This window comes from Sorangium sp. So ce367, from assembly GCF_051520455.1.
GTDB classification, from domain to species: domain Bacteria; phylum Myxococcota_A; class Polyangia; order Polyangiales; family Polyangiaceae; genus Sorangium; species Sorangium cellulosum_B.
On sequence record NZ_CP150334.1, the window covers coordinates 4,814,682 to 4,831,741 of the forward strand.

General features: G+C 71.0%; 14 protein-coding genes. 8 read left to right on the forward strand and 6 right to left on the reverse strand.

Annotated features, from left to right (window positions below; genetic code table 11):
* Positions 1-431: 431 nt before the first annotated feature.
* A complete protein-coding gene (locus WME97_RS18295; protein ID WP_437553371.1) occupies positions 432-1,865 on the reverse strand; it encodes an ADP-ribosylglycohydrolase family protein in 1,434 nt (477 codons plus the stop codon).
* Between the two features lie 121 nt (positions 1,866-1,986).
* Between WME97_RS18295 and WME97_RS18300 the strand changes: the two genes are divergently transcribed.
* From WME97_RS18300 to WME97_RS18320, 5 genes are all read left to right on the forward strand, one after another.
* The gene (locus WME97_RS18300; protein WP_437553373.1) at positions 1,987-4,752 is read left to right on the forward strand and encodes a DUF2961 domain-containing protein; all 2,766 of its coding nucleotides are present in this window, start codon (positions 1,987-1,989) and stop codon (positions 4,750-4,752) included.
* Positions 4,753-4,802: 50 nt separating this feature from the next.
* Complete coding sequence (locus tag WME97_RS18305; RefSeq protein WP_437553375.1) at positions 4,803-5,354, forward strand: SRPBCC family protein; 552 nt, start codon at positions 4,803-4,805, stop codon at positions 5,352-5,354.
* Between the two features lie 215 nt (positions 5,355-5,569).
* Positions 5,570-6,592: an ABC transporter substrate-binding protein gene (locus tag WME97_RS18310; protein ID WP_437553377.1), complete on the forward strand. Its 1,023-nt coding sequence runs from the start codon at positions 5,570-5,572 to the stop codon at positions 6,590-6,592.
* 7 nt (positions 6,593-6,599) lie between these two features.
* Positions 6,600-8,108: a sugar ABC transporter ATP-binding protein gene (locus tag WME97_RS18315; RefSeq protein ID WP_437553379.1), complete on the forward strand. Its 1,509-nt coding sequence runs from the start codon at positions 6,600-6,602 to the stop codon at positions 8,106-8,108.
* Positions 8,105-9,046 (forward strand): ABC transporter permease, encoded by a 942-nt coding sequence (locus WME97_RS18320; RefSeq protein WP_437553381.1) that lies wholly within the window; start codon positions 8,105-8,107, stop codon positions 9,044-9,046. The genes WME97_RS18315 and WME97_RS18320 overlap by 4 nt, the downstream gene beginning before the upstream one ends.
* Before the next feature lie 205 nt (positions 9,047-9,251).
* On the opposite strand, the gene WME97_RS18325 is transcribed toward WME97_RS18320, so the two are convergent.
* The gene (locus WME97_RS18325) at positions 9,252-9,704 is read right to left on the reverse strand and encodes a hypothetical protein (RefSeq protein ID WP_437553383.1); all 453 of its coding nucleotides are present in this window, start codon (positions 9,702-9,704) and stop codon (positions 9,252-9,254) included.
* A gap of 295 nt (positions 9,705-9,999) precedes the next feature.
* Between WME97_RS18325 and WME97_RS18330 the strand changes: the two genes are divergently transcribed.
* Together WME97_RS18330 and WME97_RS18335 are read left to right on the forward strand one after the other, a co-directional pair.
* Positions 10,000-11,130, forward strand: coding sequence for a hypothetical protein (locus WME97_RS18330; protein WP_437553385.1), 1,131 nt, complete (start codon positions 10,000-10,002; stop codon positions 11,128-11,130).
* Positions 11,131-11,256: 126 nt separating this feature from the next.
* Positions 11,257-12,210 (forward strand): hypothetical protein, encoded by a 954-nt coding sequence (locus tag WME97_RS18335; protein ID WP_437553387.1) that lies wholly within the window; start codon positions 11,257-11,259, stop codon positions 12,208-12,210.
* A 16-nt stretch (positions 12,211-12,226) separates the two neighbouring features.
* Here the strand turns inward: WME97_RS18335 and WME97_RS18340 are convergent, their stop codons facing one another.
* The 4 genes from WME97_RS18340 to WME97_RS18355 all read right to left on the reverse strand — a co-directional run bounded on the left by WME97_RS18340 (position 12,227) and on the right by WME97_RS18355 (position 15,843).
* Positions 12,227-12,811 carry a hypothetical protein gene (locus WME97_RS18340; RefSeq protein ID WP_437553389.1) on the reverse strand — a complete coding sequence of 195 codons (585 nt, stop codon included), beginning with the start codon at positions 12,809-12,811 and terminating at the stop codon, positions 12,227-12,229.
* Positions 12,812-12,885: 74 nt separating this feature from the next.
* Positions 12,886-13,896: an anion permease gene (locus WME97_RS18345; RefSeq protein ID WP_437553390.1), complete on the reverse strand. Its 1,011-nt coding sequence runs from the start codon at positions 13,894-13,896 to the stop codon at positions 12,886-12,888.
* A 10-nt stretch (positions 13,897-13,906) separates the two neighbouring features.
* The gene (locus WME97_RS18350) at positions 13,907-14,557 is read right to left on the reverse strand and encodes a DUF47 domain-containing protein (protein WP_437553392.1); all 651 of its coding nucleotides are present in this window, start codon (positions 14,555-14,557) and stop codon (positions 13,907-13,909) included.
* Positions 14,558-14,802: 245 nt separating this feature from the next.
* Positions 14,803-15,843: an AraC family transcriptional regulator ligand-binding domain-containing protein gene (locus WME97_RS18355; RefSeq protein ID WP_437553394.1), complete on the reverse strand. Its 1,041-nt coding sequence runs from the start codon at positions 15,841-15,843 to the stop codon at positions 14,803-14,805.
* Positions 15,844-16,067: 224 nt separating this feature from the next.
* On the opposite strand from WME97_RS18355, the gene WME97_RS18360 reads away from it, so the two are divergent.
* The gene (locus WME97_RS18360; RefSeq protein WP_437553396.1) at positions 16,068-17,036 is read left to right on the forward strand and encodes an aldo/keto reductase; all 969 of its coding nucleotides are present in this window, start codon (positions 16,068-16,070) and stop codon (positions 17,034-17,036) included.
* Positions 17,037-17,060: the final 24 nt, after the last annotated feature.

Sequence of the window (17,060 nt, forward strand, 5' to 3'; positions counted from 1 at the left end):
TTGGTCGTCAAGAGCAGCTCGCGTGCGCCGGTCGCTTTCTGGAAAATCGACCCCACGCAAAGATTCATCCACGTGTCGAATTGCCCCGGTCGCGCTGCGGCGCGCCGGGAGAGAACAGATGCGATTCGGGTTCGCAAAGTACACCGAGAATACCGAGGAGGTGCCGACCGGAGAGGGCCTCTGGAAGACCGCTGGACCGATTAAGATGCACCGGTACCTCGTCGACACGGAGCAATGTGGAACGATGTCCGCGGCCAAGGCGTACTTCGACGTCTTCAGCAACAAGTCGGTGGAGCCGCCGTTCGGCGAGGGCTGCGAGCGCCTGGAAGGCGGCCAGGCGACCGCTCCGTGCCCCGTCGGGATCCCGGACGGCGTCACCATCGGCCACCGGCGCTACCTCGCGGATGGCCCGAGGCGCCTTGAGCGCCAGGTCATCTCGCCGGGCGAGGAGCGCGAGGCCGCGGCTCGGAACCGGGCGCGGCGCGCGCGCTGGGTCCTGTGCCGTCGCGGCGGCGAGGCGGGACGACCCATCGGGTCGGCGCGACCTGGCCGCCTCCCTCCCGCACGGCGAGGTCGACAAGCGCGGCCATCCTCGTCGCTACCTCCGTGAAGGTGTCCTCGGCCTCGCGATCCTGCGGAAGCCGGTCCGGCAGGGTGGGGCGCGTGCGGTGGATACGATATCGGTCGGACAGGCGCGCGCCGGGGAAGGCGCGGCGCAGCTCCTCCATCCCGCCGATGAGCGCAACGAGCGAGCCCATGGTCGCCGTGCCGTTGTCGGAGTCCCAGCCGGACAGGGTACCGATCTGTACGGTGCGCCGGAAGCTCCCCTCACCGAACAGGAGGGCCAGCGTCGCGGTCGCCAGGTTGATCGCGGATTCCGTGAAACCCCGATAGACGAAGCCATGCGCCGAGGCCCGCTCCTGGTAGCGATCCGCAATGGCGTCGCGGGCGCGCTCCCAGTCGTCGCGAGCCTCGGCGCGATCGCTGGCCGATAGATAGGCGGACAGCACGAAGTCGATGACGTCGGCGGCCTTGGACTCCGCCGGCAGGTAGCTCCTGGCCTCACGGACGATCCGCACGATCTCCTGTCGCCGCGGCTTCTCCAGATCGACGGTCGTCGCGAGCGAGAAGAGGAGAACATGGAACGCTGCGGCATGCGCGGCGTGATCGCGCGCGGTGGTCCGGATGGGGAGGTCGGCGATCCGCAGCGCCAGCTCCGGCATTCCGGGCGCCAGGGCGCCGAAGATCTCCGTGGTGAGCTGGGCGTCGATCTGGAGCGCGTCCGGGTTGAGCGCCGGATCGCTCGTCGCGGGGGGCAGCAGGCCGCGCTCGAGGAGATCGCGCGCCCTCCGGTTGGAGACCCAGATGAAATCGTTGATGTGCGCGCGCCATCCGTCCCGGATCCGCTCGGGGGAGAGGAAGAGCGTCCCCGCCTCGGTCATGAGGTGGAGGTAGACATACTCGATGTCGGTGTCATCGTCGGCCGGGCAGGGGTCGAGGAGGACGAAGTCGATCGGCGCCCCGTCGCGCCCCAGGGGCTTTCCCCAGTCAGCGTCGGTGAAGAAGGGGCGCGCGATGCGGACGCCCTCCGTGCGAAGCCCTGTCCAGTTGGCGATGCACGCGCCAATCCACATCGCGCGGAGCCGCTCGGCGTAGGCTGCGCGATCGAGCTGGAGCCGCGGCCTCGGGGACATTCCCGGGGCGTCCCGTTGCTCCATGGGAGCGGCGAGCGCGCGGCGCGGCGCGTCGCCGGCGCCCGCGAGCGGCGATAGAGAGAGGAGCGCGAGCAGGAGGCCGCGCGCGCATGCGCGTGGCCCGACGCAGGGCGAGCCTTCGACAGGGCGTCGATCGCGGCGGGTGCGCATGAATTACCCCCCTCGAGTGCGCGATCGGTGCGTCGCGCATGTCCTCGCTTCGCGGCGGTGCAAGCGTGGTGCCTCGCCGAGCCCGCTCCCCTGGCGTCGTTCGCGCCATTAGGTTTCGATCATGAACGCCGGAAGTCTCGATGGGCGCGGCGCGCTCCTGGACCGCCTTGTCTCGAGCGCGGCCCGCCATCTCCTCGGCGCGTCCCTCGCCATTGCGCCGGGCGCCGCGTCGATCACGCCGGTGCTGGAGGATCTCCTCTCCTTTCATCCCGGGTGGATGACACGGAGCGTGACAACGCATGACCCCGCAGGGGGCAACGATGATGGATATCGCCCGGGGGTCGCGCTCGAGGGGGACCACCGGGTTCTGTTTCACGCCCGCGGGGAGGGGAGAATCGCGCGCATCTGGATGACCGCCCCCCGCGCGGAGCTCGAGAGGCCGGACCAGGAGATCTGGATCGAGATCGACGGACACACGGCGTTCCGCGGGTCGCCGGGCGATTTCTTCGGAGGCAGGGGCCCCTGGAGATCGCCTCTCGTGCTCGACGTGGACGCGAGCTCGGGCGCGTATACCAGCTACGTCCCCTTCGCCTGGTCGAGCGAGGCCAAGGTCCGCTTCCGGGGCGTTCCCATCTATTACCAGATCACGTACCGCGAGGGCCCAGGGGCCGCGTCGGGACCGACGCCCGAGGAGCTGTCGCGATTCATGGCGGAGGACTGGACAGCCACCCTGCCGGCCCGGTCGCGCAGGGAGAGCCCGAGCGCCAGCGCGCCGCTCGTCCTGGCGACAGGCCCCGCGACCGTATCAGGGATCGACGTTCACATCCCGGCGGGGAGCTTGAACGACCTGTCGGTGAGGATCGGCGGACAGCCGCCCATACCAGCGTCGTTCTTCTTCGGCCTCGCCAGCTCGGGCACCGACGCCGACGGCGGATGGACGACCTTCCGGAGCGCGCTTCACGCCGCCTGGACGCCCGACGCCAGAGGGGCGGGCAGGCTCGCCACGCGCCTGCCGATCCCGCTGGCCGAAGGCGAGGTGCTCTCGCTCGAGGCCGCGCCCGGGCAGGAGATCGCGGGTGTCGAGGCGGCCGTCGACCTCGCGCCCGCCCGCCGAGGCGTGCGGCTGATCGCGCAATACCGCGATCAGATGGCCCCCGGACGCGAGACGACGATGCCCCTCTTCGAGAGCGATGAGCCGCTCCAGTTCGTCGCGCTTCTCGAGGAGATCAGCGGCGGCCGGCCGAACGATCGGACGTACCTCGAGGGCGACGAGATGATCCGGACCGACAGGATGTCGCACCCGCTGCAGATAGGGACCGGCACCGAGGACTACTTCAATGGAGGCTTCTATTTCCTGGGCGCGCACCATAACCCCTTCAGCGGGCTGCTCCGCTTCCTCGTCGTCGATCCCGAGGATGGATGGAAGAACGCCACGTTCGTCCATTCCCTGTACCGCCTGCACGTGGCCGATCCCATCGTGAGCCGCTCCGGTCTGCGCTTCGGCATCGAGGCCGGGCCGACCGGCGCCTACACGCCGCTGCGGGTGCGCTCGCTGGGCCTCTCTTACGCATTCCCGGAATATCAGGTGATCGGTGAGCAGGAGGTCCGTGCGGCCGGGCGGCGGCGGCTCGTGCATTCGGCCGTCGACGCCGAGCGGCTGGAGGTCCGGCGGCGATCCTGGTCCAGCGAGGGCCGCGGGATCACCCGGATCGAGGTCGCTTGCCCGTCCGATGCGCGCGGCCTGCTGCTGCTCCGCGCGTACTCCGCGGCGAACGCCCCGCAGACGGCGCGCGTCATGCTCGACGGGCGGGAGGTCGGCGTGCTCCACGAGATGCAGGCGAACCCTGTCCGGTCGGTCGCCGAGGACGCGCTCTGGATCGACCTCCTCCCCGAACAGTGCGGCGCAGGCAGGCGCCCGGTCCTCGAGATCGACGCGACACGCTCCCCGGCGCCCTGGAGCGAGCGGGGTTACACGCTGCGGTTCTTCTCCGGACCTCCCACGCCTCAGCTCACGCAGGGGCCCGCGGTGAAGATCTTCGATTCGGAGAGCATCCCCGGAGGGCCGTTCTATGTGAACGATCACTCGATGATCCAGCTCGCCGACGGCCGCTGGATCCTCACCGGGATCTTTCACCTCGAGCCTTATCGACCGGACGCCGAGCGTGAGTTCGTCCTCGCCACCGCGCCTCGACCTGGGCCGGTGAGCTGGATGGAATCCGTCTCACCGAGCCTCACGCTGGCGCCGGAGCGCTCCTCGATTCGCGCCCTCTCCGACGAGCGCTGGATCTGGGCCCCGCACATGGTCCGGGACCGGGACGGCAGCCTGGTCATGATCTTTCACGTGGGCACGCACGACCCCGACCGATCCGGCTTCCGGATCGCGCGCTCGCGCGACGGGTTTACCTGGAGCCGCGAGGGAGGGACGCTGTTCGAGGACATCTGCGTCGCCCGCGATCCGATGCTCGCCCGGCTCGGCGATCTGTGGGTGGTGTACTATACGCGCTGCGCGTCGATCGAGTCGCCCCTGAGCGGCGTCGCCTACCGCACGTCGCTGGATCTCTTCCACTGGAGCCCGCCGGCCATGGCGCTCACGCTCGGGCCGGAGACGGCGATGCGCAACAGCGGTTATACCGAGTCGCCGTTCGTGTTCGAGCGGAAAGGGTGGTTTTACCTGACGCTCACCAGCTATCCTGTCGACTACGACGCCACGTTCGTCTACCGCTCGCGCTCGCCGTTCGCGTTCCCGCCGCGCGCCGTCGCACGGCTGCGCGCTCACGCGGCCGAGTGGGTCGCGGAGGGCGGCGACTTCGCGTCGGGGCGCCTGTTCTTCACCCACGCAGGGGCCGGGAAGGGCGGCGTGTTTCTCCAGGAGCTCCTCGGCCTGTGAGGCGAAGGCGAGGGGTTTCAAGCCCTGCGTGCCGGGTGTAGGGTTCGCGCATGAAGGTACTCAAGCGCGTTGGGCTCGGGCTCGTGGCGGTCGTCCTCCTGTTCGTGATCGTGGTGATGACTCGGCCTTCCACGTTCCGCATCGAGCGTTCAGCGACGGTGGCGGCGCCTCCAGAGGCCGTGTACGCCCAGATCGTCGACTTCCACGCCTGGGAGCGGTGGTCGCCGTGGGAGGGGCTCGACCCGGCCCTGAAGAGGACCTACGCCGGGCCCGCGGCCGGCCCCGGCGCGTCGTACGCGTGGTCCGGCAACGACGACGTGGGCGAGGGCAAGATGACGATCACGGGCGCAGAGCAGCCGTCGAACGTCACGGTCCGGGTCGAGTTCATCAAGCCGATCGAGGCGACGAACACGACGAACTTCACGCTCGTTCCGGCGCCCTCCGGCACGAAGGTGACGTGGGTGATGGAGGGGGAGAACGGCTTCATCGGCAAGGCGTTCGGGATGTTCATGGATATGGACAAGATGGTCGGCGCCGACTTCGAGAAGGGGCTCGGGGCGATGAAGCAGATCGTCGAGTCGAAGGCGGCGCCGCCGAGCTGACTGAGCGGCGCCGTCCGACCCGGCTCGACCTGCGCGCGCGCTCGCCGGTACGACCCGGGTGAATCACGAGCTGCAGGCGAGCGTCGCGCCAGGATGAGCTTGCCTGCGCCGGGTGCAGCCGAGAACTCCCAGGGTGCTTGTCGGACGGATCTCCGCCGGCGACATGCTCGCCCGCGCGAGCGTGGCCGCGATCCGTCGACTATCCTCTCGCGCCCATGAGCGTCCATGTCGTCGTGTGCGCGTTCGCGATTGCCGTCCTCGCCGCGTGCTCCAAGACGTCGTCATCGGCGACGACGTCGACGGACGCGGGCCCGGGCGCGACGGGCGGCGCGCGCCTCCGCATCGCCGTCGTGCCGAAGGGGACGACACACGAGTTCTGGAAGAGCGTGCACGCAGGCGCGGTGAAGGCCTCGCGCGAGCTCGACGTCGACGTCGTGTGGAAAGGGCCGCTCCGGGAGGACGACCTCAAGGCGCAGGTCGATGTCGTCTCGAGCTTCGTCGCGCAGGGCGTGTCCGGCATCGTGCTCGCGCCGCTCGACGCCGCGGCGCTGAGGGCGCCGGTCAGGGCGGCGCGGCAGGCGAAGATCCCGGTGGTCGTGTTCGACTCCGATCTCGCCAGCGACGATCACGTGAGCTTCGTCGCGACCGACAACGAGGCGGCCGGGAGGCTGGCCGGTGAGCACCTCGGCAAGGCGATCGGCGAGGACGGCAAGGTCGTCGTGCTCCGCTACCAGGAGGGCTCGGCGAGCACGCAGCACCGCGAGAAGGGGTTCCTCGACGCGATCCGCGCGAGTCCCGGCGTCACCATCGCGAGCGAGAACCAGTATGGCGGCGCCACCACGGAGTCGGCGTTCCACAAGAGCGAGAGCCTGCTGCTCGCGCAGAGGGCGGCGGAAGGGGCCATCGCCGGGGTGTTCACGCCGAACGAGTCGACGACGTTCGGGATGCTGCAGGCGCTCCGCAAGACGAACATCGCGAGGAAGGTGAAGTTCGTCGGCTTCGACGCGTCGGAGAAGCTCCTCGGCGCGCTGCGCGAGGGCGACATCGAGGCGCTCGTCGTGCAGAACCCGTTCAACATGGGGTACGTCGCGGTCAAGACGATGGTGGCGCACCTGCACGGAGAGAAGGTCGAGGTGCGCATCGACACGGGCTCGCGCGTCGTCACGAGGCAGGACCTCGACGACCCGGCGGTGCAGGAGATCGTGAGACCCGACCTCGCCAGGTGGCTCGGGGAGTGAGCGGCCCGTGGGCGGAGAGCGCGCGCCCGTCCTCGAGGTGACCGGCCTCGCCAAGGCGTTCGGCCCGAACCCGGTGCTGCGCGACGTGTCGCTGCGGGTAGCGCCCGCGAGCATCCACGCGCTGCTCGGCGAGAACGGCGCGGGCAAGAGCACGCTGGCGCGCGTCCTGCTCGGCATGGAGCGCGCGGACGCTGGCGCGATCCTGCTCGGAGGGGCGCGGTACGCGCCGGCGTCGGCCGAGGAGGCGCGCCGCGCGGGCGTCGTCCTGGTGCCGCAGGAGCGGACGCTCTGCACCCACCTCACGGTCGTCGACAACGTGGTGCTCGGGATCGAGCCGCGCGCGCGCGCGCGGCTAGGGCTAGAGATCCGGGACCGCCCGCGCGCGCGCGCCGTGGCGCGGGCGGCGATCGCGCTCGTCACCGCGGATCCGGGCCGCGTGCCGCTCGACGCGCGGGCCGGGGAGCTCGGCGTCGCCGATCAGCAGCTCGTCGAGATCGCGCGGGCGCTGGCGCAGGGCGGCCTCCGCGAGGACGGGCGGCTCGCGGCGCGGCTCCTCGTCCTCGACGAGCCGACATCGAGCCTGGGCCAGTCGGACGCCGCGCGCCTGTTCGAGCGCGTCGGCGCCCTGCGAGACGCCGGCCTCGCGGTGCTGCTCGTGACCCACTTCCTCTCGGACGTGCGCGCGCACGCCGATCGCTACACGGTGCTCCGCGACGGCCGCGTCGCGGGAGAGGGCGATCCGCGCGAGATCGAGCCGGCGCAGATCGTCCGCGAGATGCTGGGCCGCGCGCTGGATGACTCGCGCGCGAGCGCGGTGTCCGAGGCGGCGCCTCCGGACGGCGGCGAGGTGGTGCTCGAGGCCGAGGGCGTCTCCGGCGTGAAGCGGCCGAAGCGCGCGTCGCTGACGCTGCGCCGAGGGGAGATCCTTGGCATCGCCGGCCTCGTGGGCTCGGGGCGGACGGAGCTCCTCCGCATCCTCGCGGGGCTCGATCCGAGGCGCGGCGGGACGGTCGCGCTGCGCGCTCCTCGCGGGATCGGCCTGCTGAGCGAGGATCGCGGCGGGGAAGGGTTGATGCTCGGCCGCTCGCTCGCCGAGAACGTCTGGCTCTCACCCCGCGCCCCGCGCTTCGCCAGGCCGAGATCGGTCCTCTCGGAGGGCGCGCGCTGGATCGAGGAGCTCGCGATCCGGGCACGCGGGCCGGAGCAGCGCGCCGGCGAGCTCTCGGGCGGCAACCAGCAGAAGGTCCAGATCGCGCGGCTGCTCCGCGAGGATTTCGACGTGCTCCTCGTCGACGAGCCGACGCGCGGCATCGACGTGGCGAGCAAGGCGCAGGTGCTGGCGCTGCTCCGGGATCTGGCGCGCGCCGGCAAGGCGATCGTGCTCGTGTCGAGCCAGCTCGACGAGCTCGTCACGACCTGCGATCGCATCGCGGTGCTCCGCCGGGGGACCCTCGACCCGCCGCGGCCCGCGTCGTCATGGACCGAGGCGTCGCTCCTCCTGGAGGTATCCTCGTGAAGAAGCGTCCGCCGTGGGTGGGGCCGCTCGTCGCGCTGCTGCTCGTCTATGCGCTCTTCGCGGCGCTGACGCCCGATACGTTCCTGCGCAGCCAGAACCTGCTCACGATGGCGCGGCAGACGGTGGTGGTCGGCATCTGCGCCGTCGGCATGACGCTCGTCATCGCGACCGGCGGGATCGACCTCTCCACGGGCTCGCTCGTCGCGTTCACGACGGTCGTCCTCGCGAAGCTCCTGCGCGCGGGGGTGCCGGCGCTCCCGGCGGCGCTCGTCGCCGCGGCGGCGGCGGGCCTCGTGGGCGCCCTCGTCGGGACGCTCGTGGGGCGGGCGCGGATGGTGCCCTTCGTCGTGACGCTGGGCACGATGAGCGCGCTGCGCGGCGCCGCGAAGGGGCTCGCGTCCGAGCAGAAGATCGACGCGGATCCGCGCGGTCTCGACGCGCTGCTGTCGTCCGACCTCACCGCGCCCGGGCTGTGGATGACGGCGGCGCTGGCGATCCTGGTCTTCGCCGTCCTCATGTTCACGCGCTTCGGGCGGCACGTGTTCGCGGTCGGCAGCAACGAGGCCGCGGCGCGCCTGTGCGGCATCGACACGGGGCGCGTGAAGATCGCGGTGTACACGCTGTCGAGCCTCCTCGCCGGCGTCGCGGGGGTGATGGAGTTCTCGACGCTGACGGTGGGTGACCCGACCGACTCGATCGGCCTGGAGCTCGAGGTCATCGCGGCGGTGGTCATCGGCGGCGCGCCGCTCTCGGGCGGCGAGGGGAGCGTCGCGGGGAGCGTGATCGGGGCGCTGCTCATCACGGTCATCCGGACAGGCGGCGTCCACCTCGGGTTGCCGAGCTGGGTGCAGGAGATCGCGACGGGCGCGATCATCGTCGTCGCCGTCGCGGTCGACCGGGTGCGGCGAGCGCGCGGGGCGCGCGCCGCCGCGGGCTGACGGTGATCCGACGCGCTCGGCCGGTGTGTCGAGGCGTGTCCGATGCTCACGGATCCGAGGGAGCAAGCGGGCCAGGTCGGGCTCGCCTGGCGTCGTGGGCCGCGCACAGGCGGCCTCGGCGCCTGGATCAAGGGCAGGGGCTCGGGCTGCGCATCGCTTACCGCGCGGCGGAGCTCCACGGCTCCCGCCTCGGTTTGCGGCCATCTCACGGGATCTGCACGTCGGCGGAGCCGATCTTCTTCGGATCGTTCGGATCGTTGATGTTGTCCCAGCGGCGGTACAGCTCGACGGCAAAGGCCCCCTTGCTCAGGCCCTTGATGGCCATGTCGATGTCATAGCGGCAGTCGCACCCGGCCACGGACCCGGGGTCCATGTCCACGGGTTGCACGAGCACATCCACCCTGCTGTCGGCGATCCGGACAAAGCCTTCCACCTCCTGGTCGCATCGGAACTGCGCGGCGCGGTACTCGATGTGAACAGCGCCGCGCTCGGGCGTCGCCACGAGCGCCTCCTGCACCGTGTCTTCGGACACGCCCGCCTTGCACTCGCTCTGGGTGAGGCCCTCGATCGCCTCTGCATCCTCCCAGCCCTCGGGCAAGTCCGCCCCGCCACAGCCGACCACCAGGAGCGCCGCGACCATCCACGCCATGTTGTGCATCTCGTCCCTCCGGTGAGCTCTCATGGCAACGTGTGTGCCTGGTGTGTGCCCCCAACCTCACAGGGCGCAGCGGCTGATCGCGGGGGACATCCGTGTCGCGGGTGTGCCATGGGCTCTTCGGTCGCTGTGGGATCGATGAGCGGACCGCCGCACGACGGAGGTACGCTGCGATGATGCTGGCGACTGGCCACGCGAGGAGCGAGCGGCCCGAGAGGTGTCCACGCCGCTGAGCAAAACCTTTCGGATCGAGGAGGGCGTGATGCGGCGATCGCTGGGGCTGATCTTGTGCTTGTCGATGGCGACCGTAGTTGCGGCTTGCGGGGACGACCCGCATGGGGGTGACGGGGGGACAGGCACGGGCGGCGCCGGAGCGACGAGCTCCTCGGGAGCCGGCCCGGGCTCGGGCGGCTCGACGCCGGAGCCTCCGGTGCATGAGGGGGATGGCCCCGCGGCAGGCAACCCGGAGGGGAGCTGCGCTGTTCCGGCCGAGGCCCAGGCCGCCGACACCTCGTCACCGACGACGGTGATCGGCGACGGGACGCCGGAGAGCTGCACCTCGGAGGCCGTCGTCAGCGCCGTCGCGGCCGGCGGCATCATCACGTTCGACTGCGGCCCGGAGCCGATCACCATCACGCTCGAGGAGACGGCGAAGATCTTCAACGATACGGGCCCCGAGATCGTGATCGACGGCGGCGGGCTCGTGACCTTGAGCGGGGGCGGGCAGCGGCGGATCCTCTACATGAACACCTGCGACGAGGCGCAAGTCTGGACGACGCCGAACTGCGACAACCAGGACCACCCGCGCCTGACGGTCCAGAACCTCACGTTCTTCGGGGGCAACTCGACGAACGATGACGACGAGGGCGGCGGAGCCATCTTCGCGCAAGGCGGGCGCCTGAAGGTCGTCAACTCACGCTTCTTCAACAACACGTGTGATCCGACCGGCCCCGACATCGGCGGCGCCGGGATCCGGGCGTTCATGCAGTACAACGGCCTTCCGCTCCACGTGGTGAACAGCACGTTCGGCGGCGCCGAAGGCTACGGGAACGAGTGCGCGAACGGCGGCGGCATCAGCAGCATCGGCGTCTCGTGGACGGTCATCAACAGCCTGTTCTCCCACAACCGCGCGCTCGGCAACGGCGGCAACCCCGCGATGGCCGGGACGCCGGGCGGCGGCAGCGGCGGGGCCATCTACAACGACGGCACCACGATGACGCTCACGCTCTGCGGGACCCGGATCGAGCGAAACGAGGTGAACGCCCACGGGAGCGCGATCTTCTTCGTGAGCAACGATCACACCGGAAACATCGTCATCGACCGGTCGGTGATCACCAACAACATCGGCGGGTCGTGGTACCCGACCTATCCGCAGATCTCGAACCACGATGACACGCCGATCATGGTCACGGCGTCGACCATCGAGTGAGGGCGGCCGGTAGGGCCCGGTGGACGCCGCCGGCGGGGAGACGATCATGACCCGGCTCGCCGACGTCCTTCGCCCGGCCGTGACCGCATCCGGTCACACTCCGCCGCCGCCGCGCGATGAAGGGGGATGCCGAACCGCCGCTCGCTCCCCGGACCGCATCACCTGCTCGCGCTCGCGCTGGCCGCGGCGCTGACCGCGCCCGCTGCCACCGCGCGCGCCGAGACCTGCGCCGCCACCGAGAGCCAGGCGCTCCCGGACGCGCTGCCGATGCGCGATTTCGCCGCCCGCCTCGGCGAGCGCATCGACGCGTGCGCCGCCGACGCGCGGCGCCCCGACGCCGAGCGCTTCTGCGCGGAGCACGGGCTCGAGTGCGGCGCCGGGCGGGTCCGCGACTACGTGCGCGTCCGGACGCTCTTCGAGATGACGCGCGACGGCGGTCCGTTCCGGCTGCGCTGGAGCATCACCGATCGCAACCCGACCGCCTGGCACATCTGGGCCGCGTGGAGGCAGAGCCCTCCGCTCGCGTCGTCGGCCGGGCCCTCGGCGACGGCGGAGTGCGACGAGCTCTCGGCGCTCTTCGCCGGGCTGGCGCGCCGGCTCGACGTCCGCGGGGTCGGCCTCTTCTGGCCGACGTGGAACCACACGATCGCCGCGTGGGACGTGGCCCCGTCCGTCCGCGTGCTGGTCCCGACGTCGCAGATCTTCCTCTCGTGCGACGCGACGTTCGATCGGACCACGTTCCTGCCGTCGAAGCAGCGTGTCGTCTACGAGCTCCGCCTGACCGACGCGCTCGACAGCGTGCCCGTGCCGCGGCCCCTGGCGGCGTTCCTGCTCGATCAGGTGGCGCACTACGCGGGCGCGTCGCTCGACGTGCTCGCGATGATCCGGACGCACCGGGCGCTGCGCTACGGATCGAGCGTGCCGGCGTCCTGCGGTGAGGGCGCCGCCGCGGCGGCGAAGGCGCTCCACGCGCGGCCGCTCTCGCCGGCAGACCGCCGGGCGCTCGCGCGCTACGGGGCGACGGAGCTGGGGCTCGCCGCGCCGTCGGCCGAGGCGGCGCTCGCGCAGATCGCGCGCTGACCGCGCCGCGCGGCGCTCAGTCCTCGCCCTGGACGCGATGGATGATGTACCTCGCGGCGAGCTTCCCGAGCTGGCTCGCCGCGGTCCGCGCGCGCCCTCCGCTCGACGGGTTGGTCAACGAGGCTGGCACCGCGGTGTCGATCAAGAACTCGTCGAACACGCCCCCGGCCGGATCGGTGAGCTGCACCATCGCCTTGAGGCGCGTGTTCTTGTTGAGCACGACCGCGAAGATGCCGGGCTCGTAGAACGTCACGTTCGCGCGGAGGAAGAACGGCGCGTCGGCTGCGCTCCTCGCCCTGACGATGGCGACGCCCTCCGACGCCGCCGTCGCGATCAGCGCCTCGGTGAACTCCTCGTTCATCGCCGCCTTGTCCTCCTGCCAGCTCTGCTGCTGCTCGGCGTCCTTCTCCGCCATCCACTCGGCCTCGGAGCCGTCGCCGACCTGGAGGCCGTAGAAGACGATCGGGACGACCCCGAAGCGCCCCTGGCCGTAAAACGGGTTCGGCACGGCTTCACGCATGGTCTTCCAGGGGTGCCCGCACGCGGCGAGCAGGGGAGCCAGGCAGAGCATGAAGATCCAGAGCGCATGGCGACGGTGCACGGAGGGCCTCCTTGGGAAGCGTCAGCTGTCAGCTGTCAGCGATGGCGGCGCGGCGCGGCGCGGCGCGTCGACGCTCAACCGCCGAGGATCGACGAGAGTCCGAGATAGCAGGCCCAGGCCACGACGGCGCTCACCGGGATCGTGAGCACCCACGCCCAGAGGATGCGCGTGGTCACGCCCCAGCGCACCGCGCTCACCCGCTGGCTCGCGCCCGCGCCCATGATGCAGCCGGTGATCACGTGGGTCGTCGACACCGGCATCCCCAGGAACGACGAGGTCAAGATGGTCGCCGCCGCGCTGGTCTCGGCGGCGAAACCATGAATCGGCTTGAGGTCGATGATCTTGGTGCCCATGGTCTTGATGATCCGCACCCCGCCCGCCGCCGTGCCGAGGGCCATGGCCGTCGCGCAGGCGAAGACCACCCAGAGCGGCACGTGGAAGTCGCCGTGGCCCGAGGGGATCGCGCCGTACGCGACGAGCGCCATCGTGATGATGCCCATGGTCTTCTGGGCGTCGTTGCTCCCGTGCGAGAGCGCCATGAAGCCAGCGGAGACCATCTGCAGGATCCGGAAGCGCCGATTGACCACCGCCGGCCGGGTGCGCCGGACGATCCAGAAGATGGCGATCATCCCGAGGAAGGAGATCGCGAAGCCCACGACGGGGCTGATGATCAGGCTCTTGACCACCTTCAGGAGCCCCGCCCCCTGCACGGCCGCGGCGCCCGCCCGCCCGGCGCCCGCGCCCACGAGCCCGCCCACGAGGGCGTGAGACGACGACGACGGGATACCGAAATACCAGGTGAAGAGGTTCCAGAAGATCGCGCCGACGAGCGCGCTGAGCACCACCACCTGGGTCACCGCCGAAGGGACGATGAGCCCTTTCCCGATGGTGCTCGCCACCGCCGTGCCGGTGAGCGCGCCCCCGAAATTGAACAGCGCCGCGAGCAGCACGGCGGTGCGGATGGGGAGGACTCCGGTGCTCACCACCGTGGCGATGGCGTTGGCCGTGTCGTGGAAGCCGTTGATGTAGTCGAAGATGAGCGCGACCACGACCACGAGGGTCAGCGTGACGAGGAGAGTGTTCATGGCGCGCCCCTCAGGCGTTCTTGATCACCAGCGCCTCCAGCGCGTTGGCGACGTCATCGCAGGCGTCGAGCGTGTTCTCGAGCCCCTCGAGGAACTCCTTGTGCTTGATGAGGTGGATGGCGTCCTTCTCGGTGTTGAAGAGCTCGACGATCGCCGAGCGAAATATCTGATCGCCGTCGTGCTCGAGCTTGGCGATGGCCTTGCAATGCCGGTATATCTCCGACACCCGCTTCATCCCCCGGAGCAGCTTGACGGCGCTGTGGATCTCGTTGCACCCTTCCAGGATCTTGGCGGCGAGCTCCTGGCTCGCCGGCGGGAGATCCTCCATGGCGTGGACCACGACCCGCATCATCGTCGAGTGGACGCGATCGGAGACGTTCTCGAGGTCCGTCGCCAGGGCGTAGATGTCGGAGCGATCGAGCGGCGTGACAAACGTCTTGTTGAGAGCGTCGTAGACGTCGCGGATCACCGCGTCGGCGGCGTGCTCGACGTCGGTGATCCGCGAGACCAGGGCTTGCCTCTCGCTGGCGCTCCGGGCGCTGCAGCACTCCGAGAGGACGTTGGCGCTCTGCAGCGCGCAGTCGGCGCCCCGCTCGAGCAAGTCGAAGAAGTGCTCTTCACGAGGTAAGAGCGATTTGATGACCCGATCGAGCCACATCATGCACCTTTCTTGGCGGGCGGGCGCATCCTAGCACGATGCGCGTGACGCTCGATGGGGGCGCTTCGCGCCGGGCAGCCGCCGCCGCGGCTGTGTAAGGTCTTATCGAAGCGTTGTGTAGGGGGGTGAGAAAAATCTACCCTTGTGTCCGTGGTCACGGGCGTCTCGAGGGGGAACGTCGGCGGTCGCGGTGGTTCGGGGCCTGCGCCGCCGGGGGTCGCTCGACGCCGCGCCCACGCCGGAGCAACTCAGCGGCGGCGGGACCACGCGCCGGGCGGCACGCCGGTCCAGCGCTTGAACGCGCGGGTGAACGCGGCGACGTCGGTGAACCCGACCGCGAACGCCGCCTCGGTCACGGTCGCGCGGTGCGCCGCGAGGAGCTCCTCGGCCATCGCGCGCCGCGCGTCGTCGACGATCGCCTGGAAGCTCGTCCCGCGCTCGGACAGGCGGCGCTGGAGGCTGCGCGCGCTCTGGCCGACGGCGCGCGCGACGTGGTCGAGCGTGGCCTCGCCCTGCGGGATCGCCGTGCGCAGCTCGCGCCGCACGCGCGCCAGCACGTCCTCCTCGGCGCGCGGCAGCACGCGGTGCTCGCCCGCGGGCAGGCCGAGCGCGCGCTCGAGCTGCTGGGCGAGGAGCGCGTAGAGCATCGGGTCGGTGGTGCTCATCCGCGCGTCGAGGAGCGCCCTCGGGTACTCGACCTCGGCGCGCGGCTCGCCGTAGCGGATGGGCGCGCGGAAGACGGTGCGCGCGAGCGCGTCGTCCAGGAGCGGCGGGCGCACGAGGCGGACGACCGTGGGCTCGCGCGGGGGCGTCGCGGCGCGCCGGAAGCGCAGGACGGTGGTCGCCGCGAGGTAGTCCCACACCGCGCTCGGGGCCGTGTGGCCGGGCGCGAGCGCGAAGCGGAACGTCACGTGGGCCGGCCCCTCCTCGAACGTGTGCGCGGCGGCGTCGTGGATGAGCCGCTGGAAGCGCAGGAACGCCCGCACCGCGCCGCGCACGTCGCCCGCGCTCGCGAACGTGTACTCGACGAGCGACTGAGGCGCGGCGTCGACGAGCACCGCGGCGCGCAGGCCGAACGACTCGTCCGCAGCCGAGAACGCGGCCCACGCGCGGCAGAGCTCGTCGTGCGTCACCCGCGCGTCGGCGCGGCCGAGCACCGCGGGGTCGACGCCGACCCGCGCGCACACCTCGGGCGGCGCGATGCCGTCGCGCTGCGAGGCGGTCACGACCGCGATGCCGAGCGCCTGCGCGAAGACCGTGGCCGGCTGGGTCGCGGGGCGCGGGGTCACGGAGGAGGAGCCAGGGTTTCTGCGAGGGGCGGCGGCGTCAAGCGGCGTTCCGCCTGGCCCGCCCTTGGCGCACCGCTTGCAGACTCCGCAGATGCAGATTGCGGGGGCGCCCAGCGCAGCCGTGAATCGCGCGTCGTGTTGTGTGACGCGGAATACCAACATCCCTCGCTCAGGGGCGCAACCAGCCGTTGCGACCAGCTCGTGTTCGCTCTCGGAGGAAGACCATGACCGATCTGCCCACTCGCCTTCTCGGACGCACCGGCGTCCGCGTCACCACCCTCGGTTTCGGCGCCATGGAGCTGCGTGGCGCGCCGCGAGGCCCTGAGCTCTCGGATCAGGAGGCGGAGCGCATTCTGAACGACGTGCTGGACGCCGGGATCAACTTCATCGACACCTCCATCGACTACGGTCGCAGCGAGGAGCGGATCGGGCGCTTCCTCTCGCACCGCAGGCACGAGTACTTCCTGGCCTCGAAATGCGGGTGCGTCGTCGGCGGAGCCCAGGGCGAGCACGTGCATACGGCGCAGAACATCCGGCACGGCGTCGAGAACAGCTTGCGCCTGCTGAAGACGGACCACCTCGATCTCGTGCAGTTTCACCGCAGCCTCACCCGGCAGGAGTTCGAGCAGGACGGCGCCCTGGAAGAGGCGCTGAAGCTCAAGAACGAGGGGAAGGTGCGCTTCCTCGGCGTCTCGGGCACGCTGCCCAACCTGGTCGAGCAGATCGAGCTCGGCGTCTTCGACGCCTTCCAGATCCCGTACTCCGCGCTGCAGCGCGAGCACGAAGAGGTGATCAGCAAGGCCGCCCAGGCCGGCGCCGGGACCATCATCCGCGGCGGCGTGGCGCGCGGCGCGCCCACCGACTGGCAGCGCACGAATTACATGCTGCCGGGCACCACGATGCAGGACCGGTGGGAGCGGGCCAGGCTCGACGAGCTGCTCGATGGCCTGAGCCGGATCGAGTTCACCCTGCGCTTCACGCTGTCGCACCCGGGACTCAGCACCACGATCGTCGGGACCCGGAACCCGAAGCACCTGCGCGACAACCTGGAGTTCGCGAGGAAGGGCCCCCTGCCGAGCGAGGTCGTCGCCGAGGCGAAGCGGCGCTTGAGCCAGGCGGGATCGGCGCCGGAGGCGGTGCCCGCGTCGAGCGTCCGCCCGGTCGGCGCGGCGCAGGCGACGGCGCAGGCGTAGGCGCAGAGCCGGCTCTGACGAACC

Excerpts from the sequence above, each read along its gene's own strand:
- WME97_RS18330 (WP_437553385.1), top strand. The coding sequence starts at position 10,000 with ATGGCGACCGTAGTTGCGGCTTGCGGGGACGACCCGCATGGGGGTGAC.
- WME97_RS18305 (WP_437553375.1), top strand. The coding sequence starts at position 4,803 with ATGAAGGTACTCAAGCGCGTTGGGCTCGGGCTCGTGGCGGTCGTCCTC.
- WME97_RS18335 (WP_437553387.1), top strand. The coding sequence starts at position 11,257 with ATGCCGAACCGCCGCTCGCTCCCCGGACCGCATCACCTGCTCGCGCTC.
- WME97_RS18310 (WP_437553377.1), top strand. The coding sequence starts at position 5,570 with ATGAGCGTCCATGTCGTCGTGTGCGCGTTCGCGATTGCCGTCCTCGCC.
- WME97_RS18325 (WP_437553383.1), bottom strand. The coding sequence starts at position 9,704 with ATGCACAACATGGCGTGGATGGTCGCGGCGCTCCTGGTGGTCGGCTGT.
- WME97_RS18350 (WP_437553392.1), bottom strand. The coding sequence starts at position 14,557 with ATGATGTGGCTCGATCGGGTCATCAAATCGCTCTTACCTCGTGAAGAG.
- WME97_RS18360 (WP_437553396.1), top strand. The coding sequence starts at position 16,068 with ATGACCGATCTGCCCACTCGCCTTCTCGGACGCACCGGCGTCCGCGTC.
- WME97_RS18345 (WP_437553390.1), bottom strand. The coding sequence starts at position 13,896 with ATGAACACTCTCCTCGTCACGCTGACCCTCGTGGTCGTGGTCGCGCTC.
- WME97_RS18300 (WP_437553373.1), top strand. The coding sequence starts at position 1,987 with ATGAACGCCGGAAGTCTCGATGGGCGCGGCGCGCTCCTGGACCGCCTT.
- WME97_RS18295 (WP_437553371.1), bottom strand. The coding sequence starts at position 1,865 with ATGCGCACCCGCCGCGATCGACGCCCTGTCGAAGGCTCGCCCTGCGTC.